This is a genomic window from Billgrantia gudaonensis, assembly GCF_900100195.1.
GTDB classification, from domain to species: Bacteria; Pseudomonadota; Gammaproteobacteria; order Pseudomonadales; family Halomonadaceae; genus Halomonas; species Halomonas gudaonensis.
This window is the reverse complement of sequence record NZ_FNES01000009.1, coordinates 65,783-85,181: the sequence shown is the minus strand read 5'-3', so window position 1 is coordinate 85,181 and position 19,399 is coordinate 65,783. Positions and strand designations below refer to the sequence as shown.

The window sequence follows — 19,399 nt, the reverse complement described above, 5'->3', positions numbered from 1 at the left end:
CCATGGCGTCAGCACAGGGCGTCGAGTTTCTCCTTGAGGAGCGCGTTGACCTGCTGCGGGTTGGCGGTGCCGCGAGATGCCTTCATGACCTGGCCAACGAAGTAGCCGATCATCTTGCCGCGCTTTTCCGGTTCGGCGTCGCGGTACTGGGCCACCTGGGCGGGGCTGTCGGCAATCACCCGGTCGATCATCGCATCGATTGCCGCGGTGTCGGTGACCTGCTTGAGGCCCTTGGCCTCGATCACTGCGTCGGCGTTCTCGCCCTCGCCGTGCCATAGCGCCTGGAAAACCTGCTTGGCCGCCTTGCCGTTGATGGTGTCGTCGATCACTCTGCCGATCAGCTCGCCGAGCTGGCGAGCCGATACGGGGCTGTCCTGGATGGCGAGTCCTTCGCGATTCAGCGCGCCCGAGAGCTCGCCCTGGACCCAGTTGGCAGCCTGCTTGGCATCGCCGCATGCGTCCTTGACGGCCTCGAAGTAATCGGCCATCTCGCGGGTGGCGGAGAGCACGCTGGCGTCGTAGGCGGAGAGCCCCAGTTCGTTCTGGAAACGTGCACGCTTGTCGGCGGGCAGCTCCGGCAAGGTCTCGCGAAGGTGATCGACGTAGGCACGGTCGAGCACGACCGGGAGCAGGTCGGGACAGGGAAAGTAACGGTAGTCGTTGGCCTGCTCCTTGGTGCGCATGCTGCGCGTCTCGTCGCGTTCGGGGTCGAACAGCCGCGTCTCCTGGATCACCTCGCCGCCGTCTTCCAGCAGCTCGATCTGACGCTCCACTTCGAAGGCGATGGCTCGCTCGACGAAGCGGAAGGAGTTGACGTTCTTGATCTCGGCACGAGTCCCGAAGGCTTCCTGGCCCTGCGGGCGCACCGAGACGTTGACGTCGCAGCGCATCGAACCCTCGGCCATGTTGCCGTCGCTGATGCCGAGGTAGGTGACGATGGAGTGGATCGCCTTGAGATAGGCGGCGGCCTCCTTGGCCGAGCGCATGTCTGGCTCGGAGACGATCTCCAGCAGCGGCGTACCGGCGCGGTTGAGATCGACGCCGGTCATGCCGTGGAAGTCTTCGTGCAGCGACTTGCCGGCATCCTCTTCGAGGTGGGCGTGATGCACCCGGACGCGCTTGGTGTCGCCGTCGTCGAGCGAAATCTCGACCACGCCGGGGCCGACGATGGGGTGGTACATCTGGCTCGTCTGGTAGCCCTTGGGCAGATCCGGGTAGAAGTAGTTCTTGCGGTCGAATATCGAGACCTCGGGGATCTCGGCATGTATCGCCAGGCCGAACTGCACGGCCATGGCCACGGCGGCCTCGTTGAGCACCGGCAGCACGCCGGGCAGGCCCAGGTCCACTGCACAGGCCTGGGTATTGGGCTCGGCGCCGAACGCGGTGGAGGCGCCGGAAAAGATCTTGGACTGGGTGGCGAGCTGGACGTGCACCTCCAGCCCGATCACGGTTTCCCATTGCATCAGGCGTTCTCCTCGGCAAAGGCGGGGCGGCGCAGGTGCCAGTCGGTGGCCTGCTGGAAGCGGTGGGCGACGTTGAGCAGCCGCTCCTCGGCGAAGTGAGTGCCCAGCACCTGGAGGCCGACGGGGCGGCCGTCGACGAACCCGGCAGGCACGCTGATGCCAGGAATGCCCGCCAGATTGACGGCGATGGTGTAGATGTCCTGAAGGTACATGGAAACCGGATCCGACTTGGCTCCCAAGTCGAAGGCCGGGGTGGGCGAAGCCGGCCCCATCAGCACGTCGACCTGTTCGAAGGCGTCGAGGAAATCCTGGCGAATCAGCCGCCGCACCTGCTGTGCCTTCTTGTAGTAAGCGTCGAAGAAACCCTCGGAGAGCGTGTGAGTGCCGATCAGGATGCGCCGTTTGACTTCCTCGCCGAAGCCCTCGGAGCGGGTGCGCTCGTAGAGGTCGATGAGATCCTTGGGATCGTCGCAGCGGTGACCGAAACGCACCCCGTCGAAGCGCGACAGGTTGGAGGACGCTTCGGCCGGGGCGATGACGTAGTAGGCCGGAATGGCGTAGTGCGTATGCGGCAGGCTCACCTCTCGCACGCTGGCGCCCAGGGTTTCGAAAACCTCGATCGCCTCGTGCACGGTGGTTGCCACGGCCGGATCGAGGCCTTCGCCGAAGTACTCCTTGGGCAGGCCTATCTTGAGGCCGGCCAGGGGGGCGTCGAGTTCGGCGGTGTAATCCGGCACGCCTCGCGCCACGCTGGTGGAATCACGCAGGTCGTGTCCGGCGATGGCGTTCAGCAGCAGAGCGCAGTCCTCGGCCGTGCGCGCCATGGGGCCGGCCTGGTCGAGGCTCGATGCATAGGCGATCATGCCGTAGCGCGACACCCGCCCGTAGGTGGGTTTCAGCCCGGTGATGCCGCAGAAGGCGGCGGGTTGGCGGATCGAGCCACCGGTGTCGGTGCCCATGGCGGCGGGCACCAGCCCGGCGGCCACGGCAGCCGCACTGCCTCCCGAGGAGCCGCCGGGCACGGCGGTGAGATCCCAAGGATTCTTCACCGGGCCGTAATGGCTGTTCTCGTTGGAAGAGCCCATGGCGAACTCGTCCATGTTGGTCTTGCCCAGGCTCACGCTGCCGGCGGCGGCGAGCTTCTCGACCACGCTGGCGTCATAGGGCGAGACGAAGTCGTCGAGCATGCGCGACCCGGCACTGGTTTTCACGCCTTGGGTGCAGAAGATGTCCTTGAGTGCCAGGGGCAGGCCGGTGAGCGCGCCGGCCCGGCCGGCGGCGCGGGCGGCGTCGGCACGGTCGGCTGCATCCAGGGCAGCATCGGAGGTAACGGTGATGAAACTGTTGAGCTCGCCGTCGAGGCGCTCGATGCGGCCCAGCAGGTGCTGGATGAGTTCGCGGCTGGTGAACTCGCCGGAGGCGAGGCCCGCGGCGAGTTCGCTCAGTGTCTTGTCATGCATGCGGCATGGCTCCATGAAGACGTGCCGAAAGGGTGGAATGGCGGACGAAGCGGCACCGCAAATGGACGCCGGTGACGATCATTCGACGACCCGTGGCACCAGATAGAGGCCGTTCTCCACGGCTGGGGCGCAGCGCTGGAAGTGGTCGCGCTGGTCGCTTTCGGTGACTTCGTCGGCGCGCAGGCGCTGGGTGGCGTCGAGGGGGTGCGACAGGGGTGCGATGTCGGTGGTGTCCAACCGCTGAAGCTGGTCGACCATTGCCAGGATGCGATTGAGGTCGTCGACATAGCGGGCGGCATCGCCCTCGTTCAGGCCCAGCCGGGCCAGGTGCGCTGCCCGTTGTACATCTGCTTGTTCAAGCGCCATGGGCTGGATGTCCTCGCACGGGTTGAGAGTGGGAAACAGCCGCTGAATGTACCATATTCACGACGTTTCGGCAGCCGTCGCTCGGGCACGTAGAGGCGGCGTCGCTTGCTGCCAGGGGGCCGCGGTGATACCGTTTGCCTCCGCACAGGGTTCCCGGTCCGCACTAGGTAACGACGTCCATGTTCAAACGTTTGAGGGGGCTGTTTTCCAGCGATCTGTCGATCGACCTGGGCACGGCCAATACGCTGATATATGTCCGCGGTCGCGGCATCGTGCTCGACGAACCGTCGGTGGTGGCCATCCGTCAGTCCGGCAACATGCGCAGCGTGGCCGCGGTAGGTGCCGATGCCAAGCGCATGCTGGGGCGCACGCCGGGCAACATCACTGCCATTCGTCCCATGAAGGACGGGGTGATCGCCGATTTCACCGTCACCGAGCAGATGCTGCAGCACTTCATTCGCAAGGTCCATCAGAGCACCTTTCTCACGCCGAGCCCGCGGGTGCTGGTGTGCGTGCCCTGCATGTCGACCCAGGTGGAGCGCCGCGCCATCAAGGAGTCCGCAGAAGGCGCCGGAGCGCGCGAAGTGTTCCTGATCGAGGAACCGATGGCCGCGGCCATCGGTGCCGGCCTGCCGGTGGACGATGCTCAGGGCTCCATGGTCGTGGACATCGGTGGCGGTACCACGGAGATCGCCATCATCTCGCTCAACGGGGTGGTCTACTCCGAGTCGATCCGCGTTGGCGGCGACCGCTTCGACGAGGCGATTTCCGCCTACGTGCGTCGCCACTACGGCAGCCTGATCGGTGAGGCCACCGCCGAGCGCATCAAGGAAGAGATCGGTTGCGCCTACCCCGGCGGCGAGCTGCGCGAGATCGACGTTCGCGGCCGCAATCTGGCCGAAGGCATTCCGCGCAGCTTCACGCTCAACTCCCACGAGATCCTCGATGCCCTGCAGGAGACGCTGGCTTCGATCGTCTCGGCGGTGAAGAGCGCTCTCGAGCAGTCTCCCCCCGAGCTGGCTTCTGACATCGCCGAACGAGGGCTGGTATTGACCGGCGGGGGCGCGCTGCTGCGCGATCTCGACAAGCTGATCGCCGAAGAGACCGGCCTGCCGGTGATCGTCGCCGAAGACCCGCTGACCTGCGTGGCTCGCGGAGGTGGCAAGGCGCTGGAGATGATCGACCGGCATACGTTCGAGCTGCTCTCCAGCGACTAGTGAAGCGCTGAATCCTGCCTGCGCGGGCGAATCACTTCGTTGCGCGGTGCTCGCAATCCTCACCTATACCCCATAGGCTCCGGTTGCTGTGCTCCGTGCGCCTCGCGCTTCATCCCGCTCGGCGACGGCTTCAGCGCTTCACTGGGGGCGGTTGGCACGGGGCAGGAGACTTGGAGGAAACGTCTATCAAGCCGTTGTTCTCGCATGGTTCGGTGCCCGGCTATCGAATGCTGCTGTGCGCGTTGCTGGCGGCGGCGCTGATGTTCGCCGATCACCGCCTCACGCGCATGGAAGCCGTACGGGCCCAGCTCTCTACCGTGGTCGCGCCCATCCAGTGGCTGGTCAGCGCTCCCAGTGACATCCTGACCTGGGGGTCGTTGGCGCTCTCCGAACAGCGCGCGCTGGTGGAAGAGAACCGACGCCTGCGCGAGCAACTGCTGCATCTGTCCCATCGCGTCCAGCGCATGTCGAGTCTCACCGCCGAGAACGTGCGCTTGCGCGAGCTGCTCGACGCCGGCAAGCGACAGGACGTCCCCTACATTACTGCCGAGCTGCTCTCGCTGGATGCCGATCCCTTCACGTTTCAAATGGTAGTGGATCGCGGTCGTCGCGAAGGCGTCTACGTGGGACAGCCGGTCATGGATGCCTCGGGGCTGGTTGGGCAGGTCACGGCGGTTTCCGCTTTCTCGAGCCGCGTGCTGATGCTCGCCGATGCCAGTCATGCGCTGCCGGTGCAGGTCAACCGCAACGGTCAGCGCTTCATCGTCCAGGGCACCGGCAAGTACGATAGCCTCGACGTACTGCACGTGGCGGACACGGCCGACATTCGCGAGGGCGACCTGCTGGTCAGCTCGGGCCTGGCGGGGCGTTTTCCTCCGGGCTTCCCCGTCGCACGGGTGAGCGAGGTGGTGCACGATCCGGGTCAGCCGTTCGCCCAGGTGACCGCCGAACCGGCGGCGCGGCTGCAGCGTTCGCGCCACTTTCTGTTGCTGTTCCCTGCGGGGCCCGAGGGAGACGGGCCGGTGGGGGACGAAGCCGCGCCGGATGCGATCCGTGTGCCCCCCGTGCTCGAGCCGGACGAAAGAGCCGCCCGCGAGGAGGAGCCCTGATGCCGAGCTCGCCACTCACCGCATTGCCGTGGATCTGGCTTTCCCTGCTGCTGGCGCTATGCCTGCAGGTGATGCCGCTGGCCGAAGGCTGGCAGGTATGGCGGCCCGACTGGCTGGGCTTGATGCTCATCTACTGGTGCATGGCGGCTCCCGATCGCGTGGGGGTCTTTCATGGCTTCGTACTGGGCATCCTGCTCGATCTCATCGAAGGCGCCACCCTGGGTCAGAACGCCCTGGCTCTGTCGCTGCTGGCGTTTCTCAGTGCGCTCGTCTATCCGCGCTTTCGCGCTTACTCGCTACTGCAGCAGTCGCTGCTGATCCTGGTGCTGCTGGGGCTTTCGCAGCTCACCGAGCAGTGGCTGCGCACGCTATTCGGGCCATTTTCCATGCACCTTTCCTTCCTGCTGCCGTCGCTCATCGGCGCGGTCCTGTGGCCGTGGCTGGCCACCATGTTTCGTGCCATGGAGCGTCGCCTGGCCGGCGTGCACTGAGTGGTATCGCCTATGCTGAACTCGGCAAACTCTCCCGTTCTCTGCCTCGCTTCGGCCTCGCCGCGTCGCCGTGAGCTGCTGGCTTCCATCGGCGTGGCCGTCGAGGTGTGCCCAGTGGGCATCGACGAGTCGGTGCATCCCGGCGAGGCGGCGGCCGACTACGTGCTGCGCCTGGCGCGGGCCAAGGCGCTGGCCGGGTCGCGTCGCTCGCCGCTGCCGTCGCTGGGTTCCGACACGGCGGTGGTGTGCGACGGTGCCATCCTCGGCAAGCCTCGTGACCGCGACCATGCAGCTGCCATGCTGCGCCGGCTGGCGGGACGCAGTCATGAGGTGCTGACCGCAGTGGCGCTGAACGGCCAGGCAGGCTTGCTCGACGCCTGCGTGGTGACGCGCGTGATCATGCGGCCTATCTCAGAGGCCGAAATCGCCGCCTACTGGGGCACCGGCGAGCCGCTCGACAAGGCCGGGGGCTATGCCATTCAGGGCTATGCGGCGGTATTCGTCGAGCGCATCGAAGGCAGTCATTCGGCGGTGGTGGGGCTGCCTCTGTTCGAGACCGCCTCGCTGCTGGAGCGTCAGGGCGTGCCATGCTGGAACCGCGCCGTATCGCGATGACAGTGTGTCATAATGCGCGGAGATTCGTCTGGACAAGGACTTCCGCATGAGCGGTGAAGTACTGATCAACCTCACCCCCATGGAAACGCGCGTGGCGGTGGTGGAGAACGGGGTTCTGCAGGAAGCGCTGATCGAGCGCACGCGTCGACGCGGCATCGTCGGCAACATCTTCAAGGGGCGCGTGGTTCGCGTGCTGCCCGGCATGCAGGCGGCCTTCGTCGACATCGGCCTGGAGCGTGCCGCCTTCATCCATGCCCACGAGGTCATGCCGCCGGGTACGCCGGCGGAAGAGCAGCAGGCGATCGGCTCGCTGCTGCATGAAGGACAGGCGCTGGTGGTGCAGGTCACCAAGGATCCCATCGGCTCCAAGGGGGCACGGTTGACGACGCACCTGTCGGTGCCGTCGCGCTATCTGGTCTACATGCCCGACTCTCCGCATAGCGGCGTGTCGCAGCGCATCGAGGACGAGGCCGAGCGCGAGCGGTTGCGTCAGCTGCTCGATGCGGTGGAGGGCGAGATGGAGCTGGAGATCACCGGCGGCTTCATCGTGCGCACCGCTGCCGAGGGGGTGGGGCGCGACGCGCTCTACACGGACATGCATTTCCTGCTGCGGCTATGGCGCAAGGTCAGTGAGCGCAAGGTCACGGCGCCGGCACCCAGCGTGATCTACGACGACCTGCCGCTGTTCATCCGCACGCTGCGCGACATGCGGCGCGACGAGATCGAGAAGGTGCGCATCGACTCGCGCGAAAACTATCTCAAGCTGGTGGAGTTCGCCGACGAATTCATGCCCGATGCCGTGACGCGCATCGAGTATTACCCGGGCGAGCGCCCCATCTTCGACCTCTATAGCGTCGAGGACGAGATCCACAAGGCGCTGGGGCGCAAGGTGCAGCTCAAGTCGGGGGGGTACCTGGTGATCGACCCCACCGAGGCGATGACCACCATCGATGTCAATACCGGGGGCTACGTAGGGCATCGCAACCTCGAGGAGACGATCTTCAAGACCAACCTCGAAGCGGCCAACGCCATAGCCCGACAGCTGAGGCTGCGCAATCTGGGTGGCATCATCATCATCGACTTCATCGACATGGACGATCCCGAGCACCAGCGTCAGGTGCTTCGCATGCTGGAGAAGGCGCTGGAGCGCGACCATGCCAAGACAAAATGCACCGGCGTCACCGAACTGGGGCTCGTGCAACTGACCCGAAAGCGCACCCGGGAGAGCCTGGAGCAGACGCTCTGCGAGCCCTGTACCACCTGCGGCGGGCGCGGCACGCTCAAGACGGCAGAGACGGTGTGCTACGAGATCTTTCGCGAAATTCTACGCGAGGAGCGTGCCTATAGCGCCGAGACCTACATGGTGCTGGCGTCTCAGGCGGTGGTGGACCGCCTGCTGGACGAAGACTCCGCGGCCGTGGCCGATCTGGAGACCTTCATCGGCAAGACGATTCGGTTCCAGGTCGAAAGCCACTATTCCCAGGAGCAGTACGACATCGTGCTGATGTGAGCCGATGCACCCGATCCGCTGGCTGAGTCGCTGGGTCTTGACGCTCGTTGCCGCCGTGCTGGGCACGCTGGCGGTATTGCTGTTGCTGCTGCGATTGGCGTTGACGCAAGTGGATGATCTGGCTCCCCGCGTGGAGCGGCTGATCGAGGCGAGCTTCGGTGCCTGGGCCGAGCTCGAGCACCTCGATGCGCAGCTGGTCGGCCTGGATCCCCGGGTCGAGGCGGGCGGTCTCGTCATTCGCTCTCGGCAAGGCGGCGAGGGACTGGCGCTGCTCGAAGTCGAGGGGGCTCGGTTGCGACTCGATACGCCGTCCAGCTTGCGCGACGGTGTGCCGGTAGTCGAAGAAGCGCGGCTCGACGGCGTCACCCTGCATCTCTACCAGAACGAACAGGGAGCCTGGCACTGGCCCGAGCCGGCGCGGGTGCCTGCGGCACTGATCCCCGATGCGGCGTTCGATCTTCAGCGCCTGGATTTCTGGGTCGGCTTGCTGCTGCGCCAGCGCGCCTGGGTGGAAGACCTGCGTGTGGTGTTGCACGGCCGCGAAGCGCAGCTCGGCCTGACGGCGCCACGCTTGCTCATGACCGGCGATGCACGGCGCACTCATCTCGAAGGCGAAGTGTTCGTCGACGGCGATCCCGAGGCGTCGCTGCAGGCCGCGCTTGAGATATTTCCCGGGCCCGGCGGGTTCGGCGATTTCAGTGCCGCACTGCAGGCCGACATGAAGCTCGACACCTTGATCGAGCTGGCCGCCGTTTTCACCCGCACCGAAGACCCGTTGCGCCTGGCCGAATCGCGCGGTGAGGCGCGACTGTGGGGCCGCTGGCACCGTGGCACCCTAGCCGACGCCCGACTCGACCTCACGGCGCCACGGCTGGCGTTGCGTCACGACGCCGAGCTCATCGCCCTGGAGAACGTGGAGGCGCGCGGGCAGTGGCTTCGGGATGAGGCCGGGAACGGCTGGCAGGCGTGGCTGGAGGGCGACGCCGGTACGGTGGACTGGGCGGCGCCGGAGGAAATGGCGCGCAGCGGCGGGCCGGCATTGCCGCACCGCTGGCATCTGCGTCGCACCGATGATGGCTGGTGGCTCAACACCAGTGAGTTCGAGCTCGCGTCCCTGGCGGCCTGGCGGGATCGCGTGCCGTTGCCCGTGGGGCTGACCCGCACGATCGACAGCCTGGCGCCGCGCGGCCGGGTCGACGGCCTGGGCGTGGGGCGCCGTAACGGCGAATGGCTGGCCCGTGCGGCGCTGCACGATGTCGAGGTGTCGCCCTGGGAGCAGGCGCCGGGCGGTGGACCGCTGGATGCCTGGGTGGACGTACGCGACCTGACCGGCAGCGTGCGATTCGTCGGTGCCGATGGCATGACGCTCGACTTTCCCGAGATCTTCCCGGGGCCGCTGGCGCTTGCCCATGCCAGCGGCGAAGTCAACTGGGCCTATGACGGACCGCGCAGCTTCGTCAGTGGGCGAGGGCTTCGCGTCGGCTGGCAGGGTGCAGAAATCGAAGGCGGTTTCGGTCTGGCCATCGGAGGAGAGGAACGTGGTGGCTTGGGGCTTGACCTCGATTTTCGAGGTGCCGATGCACGGCAACGTCCGCTGGCCGACTGGTTGCCGACCAAGGTACTCGATCCCGAGCTGACGGAATGGCTGGCCGGCGGTGCGGCCGGGTTGGTGCCGCAGGGGCGGGTGAGGCTGCATGTGCCGATCGGCGGCGAAGAGACGCAGCTCGATCCGCAGGTGCGACTCGACCTGACAGTCGAAGAGGGGCGCTTGCCCTTTGCGCCCCAATGGCCGGCTCTGGAGGCCGTGAACGGCCAGCTCGAAGTCGACGGCGAGGAACTCGAGGCGGTGGTGCACCACGCCGAGAGTCTCGGGGTGACGGCAGCCAACGGCCGCGTCACCCTGCGCGATGACGATCTCAGGGTGCGCGGCGACCTGGTCGCCGATGGCGAGTCGTTGCGCCGCTACCTGCTGGCCATGCCGGTCGAGGGCACCGAGGCCGTGTCGGCATGGCATGGCGAGGGAGTCAACGAGGCCGGGCTGGACTTGGCATTGACGTTGGACGAGCCCGAATCCCTGGATTTGTCCATTGACACCCACGCTGCTTTCACTCGCCTCTCCCAGGATGAACTGGGTCTCACCTTTCACGACGTGCAGGGCCCGTTGGTTTGGCATCAGCGCGGCGAGGCAGGGGGGCTCAGCGGCGAGATCGAGGCGCGGCTGCTCGGCGGCCCGCTGACCGCGCAGTTCGACACGCTCAACGGCGGCGGCATCACGCTCAACGGGACGGCGTCGGTTCCGGCGCTGCTCGATTGGGGCGGCGCCAATGCGCTGGATGGCCGGCTTTCGGGGCGCGTCCCCTGGCAGGGCGATCTCGAGCTGAGCGAGGGGCGCAACCGGCTCCGCTTGACCAGCGATCTCGACGGACTCGCCATCGATCTGCCCGCACCTTTCGGCAAGACGGCCGACGCCTCGCGCGCTCTACGCGTGGATGCCGATCTGGATGGCGGTCGGATCGATGCGTCGCTGGGGGACATCGCCGCCTTGCGCTGGCGTCCTCGGGGGGCGGCAGCGGTGGGGCAGGGGCAGCTGTGGATTGGGCGCGTGCCGACCGAACCGCCCTGGCCCGATGCCGCCGGCTGGCACGTCGATGCCTACCAGCCGCGTTTGCAGTTGCCGGCCTGGCGTGATGTGGTGTCGCCGGCGGCCGGCTCATCGAATGGCGGTTTCGGCGATTGGCTGCGGGTCGCCAGGCTGGAAACCGACTGCCTGGATGTCGGCAGGGGCTGTGTGGGCAGCCTTGCCGCCGAGGCGGTGCCTCAGGCCGGCAGCGGTTGGCGCGTGGACCTCGACGGCAGTTTGATGGAAGGTCGTTTCGACTACCGCCCTGCGCAGGACGACACGCTGGAGCTGGCTCTCGACAGGCTGACCTTGGATGACCTCATGCCGGCGGACGACCGCGGCAGGACCGGGGAGCTATTGAACGAACTGGACGTGGCGCCCGACCCCGTGGCGTTGTCATCCTGGGTGTCCGATTTGCCCAACGGGCGTGTGAGGATCGCCGACATCGAGCACCGGGACCGGACCTTCGGGCCCTTCACCGCTCGCTGGCGGGCTCAGCCGGAGCGACTCACCGTCACTCCGTTGGCGTTGACCCTCGGTGAAGTGACGGCGCAAGGCGAAGTGGTCTGGGAAGCCGCCGGCGAGGGAGCGAGCCTGACGCGCTCGCGCGTCGACCTGGAGGGCGGGGATCTGGGTACGGCGCTGGAAAGGCTGGGGCAGCCGGTGACCTTGCGCAACGCCACGACTCGGGTGCGCAGCCAGCTGGCGTGGTCGGGGGCGCCCTGGCAGTTCGCCCTGGCGCGTTCGCGAGGCAGTGTGGAGGTCGAGTTGAGAGAAGGACGTTTTCTCAACGTGGAATCTCCCTCGGCGCGGTTGGTCGGATTGTTCAACCTCGATAATCTGGTGCGCCGGCTGCGCTTGGATTTTTCCGACGTGACAGGGCAGGGTACCGCCTTCGATTCCGTCGTGGGAGCCGCTACCCTGTACGAGGGCATTCTCGAGACCCGTGGGCCGGTGGAAGTCAAAGCACCGGCGACGACCTTCACTCTGGAGGGCACCGTGGATCTGGCACGGCGTGAACTCGATCAGCGATTGGGCGTCACAGTGCCCATCAGCCGCAATCTACCGCTGGCCGCCGTGATAGCGGGGGCTCCGGTGGTCGGTGGTGCACTGTTCATTGCCGACCAGCTGTTCGGCAGCGCCATCGACCGGGTCACTCGAATACACTACCGCGTGCGCGGTCCTTGGACGGCGCCGCAGATCACCCTGGAAGACGCCGAATGACGATACGACCGCATGCCCTGCTCGACACCGCCGCCGAGATCCTGTTGCATCCCGGCGGCCTGAACCTCGAGGCGCTGGATACCGGCCTCGGCCATGTGTTGACGCCCGGTGTCGACTACGCCGACCTCTATCTCCAGCGCAGCTGGCACGAAAGCTGGGTGCTGGAAGACGGTGAGGTCAAGGAGGCCGGCTACAACATCGATGGCGGGGTGGGGGTGCGGGCGATGGCCGGTGAGAAGACCGGCTTCGCCTATTCCAATCAGATCACCGCCGACGCTCTGGCCGAAACCGGCCGTACCGCTTCGGGCATCGTGCGCAGCGGATCGCGGCTCGGTGTCGCGCCGCGAGCGATCTGCCATGCGCCGGCGCGTTATGCCACCGTCGACCCCCTCACCGGGCTCTCCGCCGATGAGAAGGTCGCCCTGCTCAAGCGGGCCGACCGCGTGGCACGGGCTGCTGATCCTTCCGTCAGCCAGGTGAGTGCATCGCTCACTGGGGTGCACGAGGTCGTGCTGGTACGCGCCAGCGACGGCACATTGGCCGCGGACATCCGCCCCTTGGTGCGCTTCAATGTCAGCGTCATCGCCGTGAAGAATGGCCGTCGTGAGCGTGGCAGCGCCGGTGGGGGTGGCCGCTACGCCATGGATCGGCTGCGCGACGACGATGTCGCCGAGCGTTTCGCCAAGGAAGCCGTGCGACAGGCGCTGGTCAACCTGGAGGCCGTGGATGCCCCTGCAGGGCAGTTGCCGGTGGTGCTCGGCCCGGGTTGGCCGGGCATCCTGCTGCACGAGGCGGTGGGCCATGGCCTGGAGGGCGACTTCAATCGCAAGGGCAGTTCGGCCTTTGCCGGCCGCATGGGTCAGCGCGTGGCGGCGAAGGGGGTGACCGTGGTCGACGACGCCACTCTGGGCGATCGCCGAGGTTCCCTCGCGGTCGATGACGAGGGCACACCAGGGCAGTACACGCCGCTGATCGAGGACGGCATTCTGACCGGCTACATGCAGGACAAGCTCAATGCCCGGCTTATGGGCATGACGACCACCGGCAATGCGCGCCGCGAGTCCTTCGCTCACTTGCCCATGCCGCGCATGACCAACACCTACATGCTGGCCGGTCAGGATGACCCGGCGGACATCATCGGCAGTGTCAAGCGCGGCCTCTATGCGGTCAGCTTCGGCGGTGGCCAGGTGGACATCACCTCGGGCAAGTTCGTCTTCTCCGCCAGCGAAGCCTACCTGATCGAGGATGGCCGCATCACCGCGCCGGTGAAGGGGGCCACGCTGATCGGTAACGGTCCTGAGGCGATGGGGCGGGTATCGATGATCGGCCACGACCTGGAGCTCGATACCGGTATCGGCGTGTGCGGCAAGGAGGGGCAGGGCGTGCCGGTGGGCGTGGGGCAGCCCACGCTCAAGATCGACGAGATCACCGTAGGGGGAACGCAGTCGTAAGGCGGGAAGAGTGCCGCTCCGCGGCGGGAGGCGCGAAGACCGAAGCTGGCAGTCGAACCCTGTCGCTTCGGGCTTCGCTCGCGACGCGGGCCTCGCCGCTCAGAGCCCCGCAGTGTCGCGAATCAGCCGGAACAGCCGGCGAGCATTGGTGGGCGGCTTGTCCCGCTGGCGCTCCTGACGGGCGTTGCGCACCAGCTGGCGCAGTGCCTGACGATCGACGTCGGGGTGGTCGGCGATGAACGCCTCGACGGCAGCATCGCCTTCGTCGATCAGCCGGTCGCGCCACCGTTCGAGGCGGTGGAAGGCAAGGTCGCGGCGCTGCGTTTCCTGCTCCATCTGCTCGAAGACGGCGTCGATGGCGTCGAGATCCTCGCGGCGCATCAGTTTGCCGACGTACTGCATGTGGCGCCGGCGCGCCTCGCGGGAACGGATGCGGCCGGTTTCCTCGACGGCAGCCAGTAGATCGTCGGAGAGCGGCAGGCGGGCGCGCTCGGCGTCGCGCAAGGCAATGATCTTCTCGCCCAGGGCCTGCAACGCATGCATCTCGCGCTTGAGCTGGGACTTGCTCGGCCTTTCGTCGGCCGAAGGGGTGAATTCCTGGGTCATACCGCATCCAAGTGAGTGGGAAGCTTGGGAATGGCAGACGATGCCGCCCAAGGTGCAGTATATCAGTCCGCTGGCGGCAGCGGACCCGACATCAATCCGACGCGACCGATGGGCGCGTGGTCACGAATGCAGCACGGCCCACGGGCCGGTAGAGGAAGGAGAATCGCATGACACAGGCTTTCGATGCCGTCGCCCAGCAGAGGCAGCTGGAGTCACGGGCCGAGCAGGCACTCGCCCTGGCACGCCGGCTGGGTGCCGATGCCGCCGAGATAGGGGCCAGCGTCGATCAGGGGATTGGCGTCAGCGTCCGCGAGGGCGAGGTGGAGACGGTCGAACTGTCGCGCGATCAGGGCATCGCGGTCACCGTCTACGTCGGGGCACGCAAGGGCAGCGCTTCCTCCACCGATGCCAGCGAGGCGTCGATTCATGCCGTGGTCGAAAAGGCGCTGGGCATCGCTCGGCATACGGGGGAAGATCCGGCCGCCGGGTTGGCCGACGCCGAGCTGATGGCTCGTGAGCTGCCCGATCTGGACGTCCACCATCCCTGGGCGCTGGGGACGGACGAGGCCATCGATGTGGCGCTGGCCTGTGAATCGGCGGGGCGGCGCGTGGCCGGTATTCGCCAGTCCGAGGGAGCCTCGCTGTCCAGCGGCGAGGGGGTGAGGGTCTACGCCAACAGCCATGGCTTTCTGGGTAGCCAGCGCGGTAGCCGCCATTCGCTCTCCTGCCTGCTCATCGCCGAGGATGCCAGTGGCATGCAGCGCGACTACGACTACACCAGCGCCCGCGATCCTCGCGATCTGGTGGCGGCCGAGACGGTCGGCCGCCGCGCTGCCGAACGCACGCTGCAGCGTCTGGGGGCGCAGCGGCCAGCCACCGGTCGACTGCCGGTGATGTTCGATGCCACGGTGGCCAGCGGCCTGGTGGGGCATCTGATGAGCGCCATTGCCGGCGGCTCGCTCTACCGCCAGGCGTCTTTTCTGTGCGATCGCCTGGGCGAGCCGCTCTTTCCGGAGTGGCTCACGCTCTTCGAGCGCCCCATGGAGCGTGGCGCCATGGCCAGCTCGCCATTCGACAATGACGGCGTACAGACGCGCGACAACGTCTTCATCGAGCGCGGCCGGTTGGCCAGCTACATGCTCTCGGCCTACAGCGCTCGCCGCCTGGGAATGCAGACCACCGGCAATGCCGGCGGGGCCCGCAACCTGCGCATCGCGGCGCCGCTGCTCTCGCGCGATGAACTCCTGGGGCGCATGGAACGCGGCGTGTTGGTCACCGAACTGATGGGGCAGGGCGTCAACGGCGTGACCGGCGACTATTCGCGCGGTGCGGCCGGCTTCTGGGTGGAGAACGGCGAGATCCAGTACCCGGTGGAGGAATTCACCATCGCCGGTAACCTGGAAGCCATGTTCAAGGGGCTCGTCGGAGTGGGCGACGATCTCGACACTCGCGGCAGCATTCACACCGGCAGTTGGTTGATCGACGAGATGACCGTGGCGGGCGGCTGAGCTTCGAGCGAAAGGCCCGCGACCTTGCCACGGGCTTTTCGCTCTGGATTATGCTGCGGCTCGCGGCTTTCAGATATCCTCTTCGAAGCGGGCGTCGAACAGCGCCTCGATCGCTTCCAATGCCGCTTCGGCATCCTCGCCCTCGGCGCTCACCGTGAGTTCGGTGCCGCAGGGGGCGGCCAGCATCAGCAGCGCCATGACGTTGGCGGCATCGGCGTGCTGGCTGGCGTGCCTGACGGTCACGCGAGCCTGGAAACGCTGGCAGCACTGCACGAGTTTGGTGGCGGCGCGGGCGTGCAGGCCCCGCTTGTTGGTCAGGGTGAGCTTGCGGCTGGCCACGCTCAGGATTCCTCGTCGTCTGTCGGTGTCTCAGGCGGCGTTACCGGGGTGAGTGGTGTGTGGATGCCGAGTTCCCGGTGGCGAAGCCGGATGCCCGGCTGCTGTTCGGCCAGGTGGTGGGCGAGCTTCTCGGCCAGATAGACCGAGCGGTGTTGGCCGCCGGTGCAGCCGATGGCTACCGTGAGGTAGCTGCGATGGCTGTCTCGGTAGGCCGGCAGCCAGCGTTCCACCCAGGCGACGATGTCGTCGAGCATTTCGCCCACCAGCGGGTACTGTTCGAGAAAGGTGGCGATGCTGGGATCCCTGCCGGTGGCCGAGCGCAGTCGCGGATCCCAGTAGGGGTTGGGCAGGCAGCGGGCGTCGAAGACGATGTCGGCATCCAGGGGGACGCCCCGCTTGAAGCCGAAGGATTCCACCGTCAGCGTCAGCTCCTCGGCACGGTGCCCGGCCACTTGCTCGGCGATGCGCCCGCGCAGATCGTGGACCGACAGGCGCGACGTGTCGATGACCAGGTCGGCGAGGTCGCGAATCTCGCCGAGTGCGTCCTCCTCCGACTCGATGGCTTCGGCCAGCGTCATGTCGCTGCCTCGCGTGAGCGGGTGGCGTCGGCGCGTCGCCGAGTAGCGTTCGAGCAGGATGCGCGCGTCGGTGGTGAGGTAGATCACCTGCCGATCGACCCGGCGGCCGCGCAGGTCCTCGAGCAGTTGCGGAAAGCGCTGCAGGGCATGGGGCAGATTGCGGGCATCGATGCTGACGGCGATGGCATCCGGGCCGGTGGGACTCTCGCTCAGCTCATCGACCAGGGCACCGAGCAGCATGGCCGGGAGGTTGTCGATGGCGTAGAAGCCGAGATCCTCGAGGGCCTGCAGCGCGATGGACTTGCCCGATCCGGAGCGTCCGCTGATGATCACGAGCTGCATACGGTCGGGCTCTCCCGGTAGGTAAACGAACAGGGGCGTCAACTGCCCTGGCGGCGAATTGCCTCCAAGAGGGTTTCATGCAGCTCGCGCTGGGTGGTGCTGCGGCGAAGACGAGTACGCGTATCGGCATCGTTCATGACGGTGGCGACCTGGCTGAGCAGTGCCAGGTGGGTGTCGTCGGCCTCTTCGGGAACCAGCAGAACGAATACCAAGTCGACGGGCTCGCCGTCGATGGCGTCGAAGTCGATGGGCTCGGCGAGCTTGAGAAAGGCCGCGACCGGGCCGTTGCAATGCGGGCTGCGGGCATGAGGAATGGCTACCCCATTGCCGATGCCGGTGCTGCCCAGGCGTTCGCGGCCGATCAGTCGGGCGAAGACCTCCTGGCTGTCGAGGCTAGGGGTATTCTGGGCAATGAAGGTGCTGAAGAACTCCAGCACCCTCTTCTTGCTGCCCCCGGGGACGGCGAACAGAGTGCGTTCTGGGGGCAGTATGGTTTCCAGTGACATGGCGAATCAGCGAGCGCCGGCGCCTTGGGCGCGGGCCTGGGCTTTTTCCTTGTGCTTGACCAGCTGGCGGTCGAGCTTGTCGGTCAGGGCGTCGATGGCGGCGTACATGTCGACGTCCTGGGCCTCGGCGTGTAGGTCGGCGCCGGCGGCATGCAAGGTACAGGCGGCCTGTTGTCGCTCCTTTTCCACGGAGAGCGTGACCTGAACGGTGGTGATGTTGTCGTAGTGACGCTCCACGCGTGCCAGCTTTTCGTTGACGTAGTCACGCAGTGCATCGGTCAGCTCTACATGGTGGCCGGTGATATTGACTTGCATGACAGGCTCCTTCGTCCTTCGGATGGTGCCTCGATTGTAACCCTTTTTCCTGCCCTGCAAACCCCCTGTCACTCGACGGCCATCAGGATGTCAGCGGAAGCGCTTGCGCTCGCTGGAGGAGGGAATGCCGAGGGCTTCGCGGCCGGCCTTGGTGAGCGCTACGGTACGCCACTCAGCGGAAGCGCTTGCGCTCGCTGGAGGAGGGAATGCCGAGGGCTTCGCGGTACTTCGCTACGGTACGCCGGGCGACCTGAATGCCCTCCTTGCCGAGCAGGTCGACGAGCTTGCTGTCGGAGAGAGGCTTGCGCGGCGGCTCGTCCTGAATCAGTTTGCGGATACGGGCACGAATCGCCGTGCTGGAGTGGGCATCGCCCTCGCCTTCGCCACCCCCCACGTGGCTGGAGAAGAAGTACTTCAGTTCGAAGACGCCTCGGGGCGTGTGGATGAACTTCTGGGTGGTGACCCGCGAGATGGTCGATTCGTGCATTTCCACGGTCTGGGCGATGTCGGCCAGCACCAGCGGCTTCATGGCCTCCTCGCCGTGCTCCAGGAATTCGATCTGGCGCGCCATGATTTCGCGACCCACCCGGAGCAGGGTGTCGTTGCGGCTGACCAGGCTCTTCATCAGCCAGCGCGCTTCCTGCAGATGGTCCTTGAGGAACTGGTTGTCCTGGCTCTTGTCGGCACGGCGAATCAGGGCCGCGTAATCGGGTTGGATGCGCAGGCGTGGCAGGGCCTCGGCGTTGAGTTCGACGCGCCAGCCATCGCTGTCGTGACGGGCCACCAGGTCGGGAATGACGTAGTCGCTGCTGACATCGGCATAGGCGCTGCCCGGTCGGGGATCCAGCGAGCGCACCAGGGCAATGGTCGTGTCGAGAGCGTCGTCGTCCAGTCCCAGACGACGCTTCAGCAGGCGGCGGTCACCGGCGGCCAGCGCCTCGAGAAACTGGCGGACCAGGCGCCGCGCCTGGGGTAGCAGCGGGGTGTCGTCGGGCAGGGCCGCGAGTTGCAGCATCAGGCATTCGCGAAGATCGCGGGCAAAGACCCCGGTGGGTTCGAATTGTTGCAAGCGCAGCAGCACCTGTTCGACCTCACGGGTGGGCAGGCCCTCGAGCCCTTGCTGGCGGAGGCCATCGCGGATCTCGTCGAGGGGTTGGGCAAGGTAGCCGGCATTGTCCACGGCGTCGATCAGGCTTTCGGCGATCTGCAACTGGCGAGGAGGGAGGTCGGTCATGGCGAGCTGCCAGGCCAGATGACCGGACAAGCTCTGGCTGCTGGCCTGGCGTTCGAAATCGGGACCCTCGCTGCCGGCTGCACTGCCGCCGTGATCGGGGTAGGTGTCCGACCAGTCGCTATCCACGCTGAGGTCGCTGGGAATCTCGCTCGACCACTCTTCGTCCCGCGTTTCGTCGACGCGCTGTTCGCCGAAGTCGTCGTCGAGCTCCAGCATGGGGTTGGTTTCCAGTGCCTGCTGGATCTCCTGGCGCAGGTCGAGCGTGGAGAGCTGCAGCAGGGCAATGGCCTGCTGCAGTTGAGGCGTCATGGTCAGTTGGGTGCCGATGCGCAGTTGCAGAGAAGCTTTCATGGCCATGGGGGGCGAATGCTCGTATCCCGAAAAGGCTCACCCTAGACCGCTGTCAGCTGGCATGCAAGCGGAGATCGCGTCGCTTAAAAGCAAC

At 66.6% G+C, this 19,399-nt stretch carries 17 protein-coding genes; 8 read left to right on the top strand and 9 right to left on the bottom strand.

Translation table 11 applies throughout. The annotated features are described in order from the left end of the window. Positions 1-8 precede the first annotated feature (8 nt). The 3 genes from gatB to gatC all read right to left on the bottom strand — a co-directional run bounded on the left by gatB (position 9) and on the right by gatC (position 3,289). Positions 9-1,463 carry an Asp-tRNA(Asn)/Glu-tRNA(Gln) amidotransferase subunit GatB gene (gene gatB / locus BLP96_RS11930; RefSeq protein WP_089686449.1) on the bottom strand — a complete coding sequence of 485 codons (1,455 nt, stop codon included), beginning with the start codon at positions 1,461-1,463 and terminating at the stop codon, positions 9-11. Continuing rightward, positions 1,463-2,923: an Asp-tRNA(Asn)/Glu-tRNA(Gln) amidotransferase subunit GatA gene (gene gatA / locus BLP96_RS11925; protein ID WP_089686447.1), complete on the bottom strand. Its 1,461-nt coding sequence runs from the start codon at positions 2,921-2,923 to the stop codon at positions 1,463-1,465. Before gatA ends, gatB begins: the two co-directional genes overlap by 1 nt. Positions 2,924-3,001: 78 nt before the next feature. Next, a complete protein-coding gene (gatC, locus tag BLP96_RS11920; protein WP_089686446.1) occupies positions 3,002-3,289 on the bottom strand; it encodes an Asp-tRNA(Asn)/Glu-tRNA(Gln) amidotransferase subunit GatC in 288 nt (95 codons plus the stop codon). A 179-nt stretch (positions 3,290-3,468) separates the two neighbouring features. On the opposite strand from gatC, the gene BLP96_RS11915 reads away from it, so the two are divergent. From BLP96_RS11915 to tldD, 7 genes are all read left to right on the top strand, one after another. Next, on the top strand, positions 3,469-4,506 hold the full coding sequence (locus tag BLP96_RS11915) for a rod shape-determining protein (protein ID WP_089686443.1): 1,038 nt from the start codon (positions 3,469-3,471) through the stop codon (positions 4,504-4,506). A gap of 227 nt (positions 4,507-4,733) precedes the next feature. Beyond that, on the top strand, positions 4,734-5,615 hold the full coding sequence (gene mreC, locus BLP96_RS11910) for a rod shape-determining protein MreC (protein WP_089686590.1): 882 nt from the start codon (positions 4,734-4,736) through the stop codon (positions 5,613-5,615). Then, entirely contained in the window at positions 5,615-6,106 is a 492-nt protein-coding gene (mreD, locus tag BLP96_RS11905) for a rod shape-determining protein MreD (RefSeq protein ID WP_089686441.1), read from the top strand. The genes mreC and mreD overlap by 1 nt, the downstream gene beginning before the upstream one ends. Before the next feature lie 12 nt (positions 6,107-6,118). After that, entirely contained in the window at positions 6,119-6,721 is a 603-nt protein-coding gene (locus tag BLP96_RS11900; protein ID WP_089686440.1) for a Maf family protein, read from the top strand. 46 nt (positions 6,722-6,767) lie between these two features. Further along, positions 6,768-8,231: a ribonuclease G gene (rng, locus tag BLP96_RS11895; protein ID WP_089686438.1), complete on the top strand. Its 1,464-nt coding sequence runs from the start codon at positions 6,768-6,770 to the stop codon at positions 8,229-8,231. Between the two features lie 4 nt (positions 8,232-8,235). Further along, on the top strand, positions 8,236-12,075 hold the full coding sequence (locus BLP96_RS11890) for a YhdP family protein (RefSeq protein ID WP_089686436.1): 3,840 nt from the start codon (positions 8,236-8,238) through the stop codon (positions 12,073-12,075). Continuing rightward, complete coding sequence (gene tldD, locus BLP96_RS11885; RefSeq protein WP_089686434.1) at positions 12,072-13,526, top strand: metalloprotease TldD; 1,455 nt, start codon at positions 12,072-12,074, stop codon at positions 13,524-13,526. Before BLP96_RS11890 ends, tldD begins: the two co-directional genes overlap by 4 nt. Before the next feature lie 99 nt (positions 13,527-13,625). Here the strand turns inward: tldD and yjgA are convergent, their stop codons facing one another. Further along, entirely contained in the window at positions 13,626-14,132 is a 507-nt protein-coding gene (gene yjgA, locus BLP96_RS11880) for a ribosome biogenesis factor YjgA (RefSeq protein WP_089686432.1), read from the bottom strand. A 167-nt stretch (positions 14,133-14,299) separates the two neighbouring features. On the opposite strand from yjgA, the gene pmbA reads away from it, so the two are divergent. After that, positions 14,300-15,640, top strand: a complete 1,341-nt coding sequence (gene pmbA, locus BLP96_RS11875) for a metalloprotease PmbA (RefSeq protein ID WP_089686430.1) — start codon at positions 14,300-14,302, stop codon at positions 15,638-15,640. A 69-nt stretch (positions 15,641-15,709) separates the two neighbouring features. Here the strand turns inward: pmbA and BLP96_RS11870 are convergent, their stop codons facing one another. The 5 genes from BLP96_RS11870 to BLP96_RS11850 all read right to left on the bottom strand — a co-directional run bounded on the left by BLP96_RS11870 (position 15,710) and on the right by BLP96_RS11850 (position 19,311). Continuing rightward, entirely contained in the window at positions 15,710-15,979 is a 270-nt protein-coding gene (locus BLP96_RS11870; protein WP_089686428.1) for an HPr family phosphocarrier protein, read from the bottom strand. A gap of 2 nt (positions 15,980-15,981) precedes the next feature. After that, positions 15,982-16,899, bottom strand: coding sequence for an RNase adapter RapZ (gene rapZ, locus BLP96_RS11865; protein WP_089686426.1), 918 nt, complete (start codon positions 16,897-16,899; stop codon positions 15,982-15,984). A gap of 38 nt (positions 16,900-16,937) precedes the next feature. Next, a complete protein-coding gene (ptsN, locus tag BLP96_RS11860; protein ID WP_089686424.1) occupies positions 16,938-17,405 on the bottom strand; it encodes a PTS IIA-like nitrogen regulatory protein PtsN in 468 nt (155 codons plus the stop codon). 6 nt (positions 17,406-17,411) lie between these two features. Further along, positions 17,412-17,720 (bottom strand): ribosome hibernation-promoting factor, HPF/YfiA family, encoded by a 309-nt coding sequence (hpf, locus tag BLP96_RS11855; protein ID WP_089686422.1) that lies wholly within the window; start codon positions 17,718-17,720, stop codon positions 17,412-17,414. 172 nt (positions 17,721-17,892) lie between these two features. Next, complete coding sequence (locus BLP96_RS11850) at positions 17,893-19,311, bottom strand: RNA polymerase factor sigma-54 (RefSeq protein WP_089686420.1); 1,419 nt, start codon at positions 19,309-19,311, stop codon at positions 17,893-17,895. Positions 19,312-19,399: the final 88 nt, after the last annotated feature.

Coding starts and splice junctions, on each gene's coding strand:
- mreD (WP_089686441.1), top strand. CDS start 5,615: ATGCCGAGCTCGCCACTCACCGCATTGCCGTGGATCTGGCTTTCCCTG.
- BLP96_RS11890 (WP_089686436.1), top strand. CDS start 8,236: ATGCACCCGATCCGCTGGCTGAGTCGCTGGGTCTTGACGCTCGTTGCC.
- gatB (WP_089686449.1), bottom strand. CDS start 1,463: ATGCAATGGGAAACCGTGATCGGGCTGGAGGTGCACGTCCAGCTCGCC.
- ptsN (WP_089686424.1), bottom strand. CDS start 17,405: ATGTCACTGGAAACCATACTGCCCCCAGAACGCACTCTGTTCGCCGTC.
- BLP96_RS11900 (WP_089686440.1), top strand. CDS start 6,119: ATGCTGAACTCGGCAAACTCTCCCGTTCTCTGCCTCGCTTCGGCCTCG.
- BLP96_RS11915 (WP_089686443.1), top strand. CDS start 3,469: ATGTTCAAACGTTTGAGGGGGCTGTTTTCCAGCGATCTGTCGATCGAC.
- hpf (WP_089686422.1), bottom strand. CDS start 17,720: ATGCAAGTCAATATCACCGGCCACCATGTAGAGCTGACCGATGCACTG.
- pmbA (WP_089686430.1), top strand. CDS start 14,300: ATGACACAGGCTTTCGATGCCGTCGCCCAGCAGAGGCAGCTGGAGTCA.
- rng (WP_089686438.1), top strand. CDS start 6,768: ATGAGCGGTGAAGTACTGATCAACCTCACCCCCATGGAAACGCGCGTG.
- yjgA (WP_089686432.1), bottom strand. CDS start 14,132: ATGACCCAGGAATTCACCCCTTCGGCCGACGAAAGGCCGAGCAAGTCC.
- rapZ (WP_089686426.1), bottom strand. CDS start 16,899: ATGCAGCTCGTGATCATCAGCGGACGCTCCGGATCGGGCAAGTCCATC.
- gatC (WP_089686446.1), bottom strand. CDS start 3,289: ATGGCGCTTGAACAAGCAGATGTACAACGGGCAGCGCACCTGGCCCGG.
- gatA (WP_089686447.1), bottom strand. CDS start 2,923: ATGCATGACAAGACACTGAGCGAACTCGCCGCGGGCCTCGCCTCCGGC.
- tldD (WP_089686434.1), top strand. CDS start 12,072: ATGACGATACGACCGCATGCCCTGCTCGACACCGCCGCCGAGATCCTG.
- mreC (WP_089686590.1), top strand. CDS start 4,734: ATGCTGCTGTGCGCGTTGCTGGCGGCGGCGCTGATGTTCGCCGATCAC.
- BLP96_RS11850 (WP_089686420.1), bottom strand. CDS start 19,311: ATGGCCATGAAAGCTTCTCTGCAACTGCGCATCGGCACCCAACTGACC.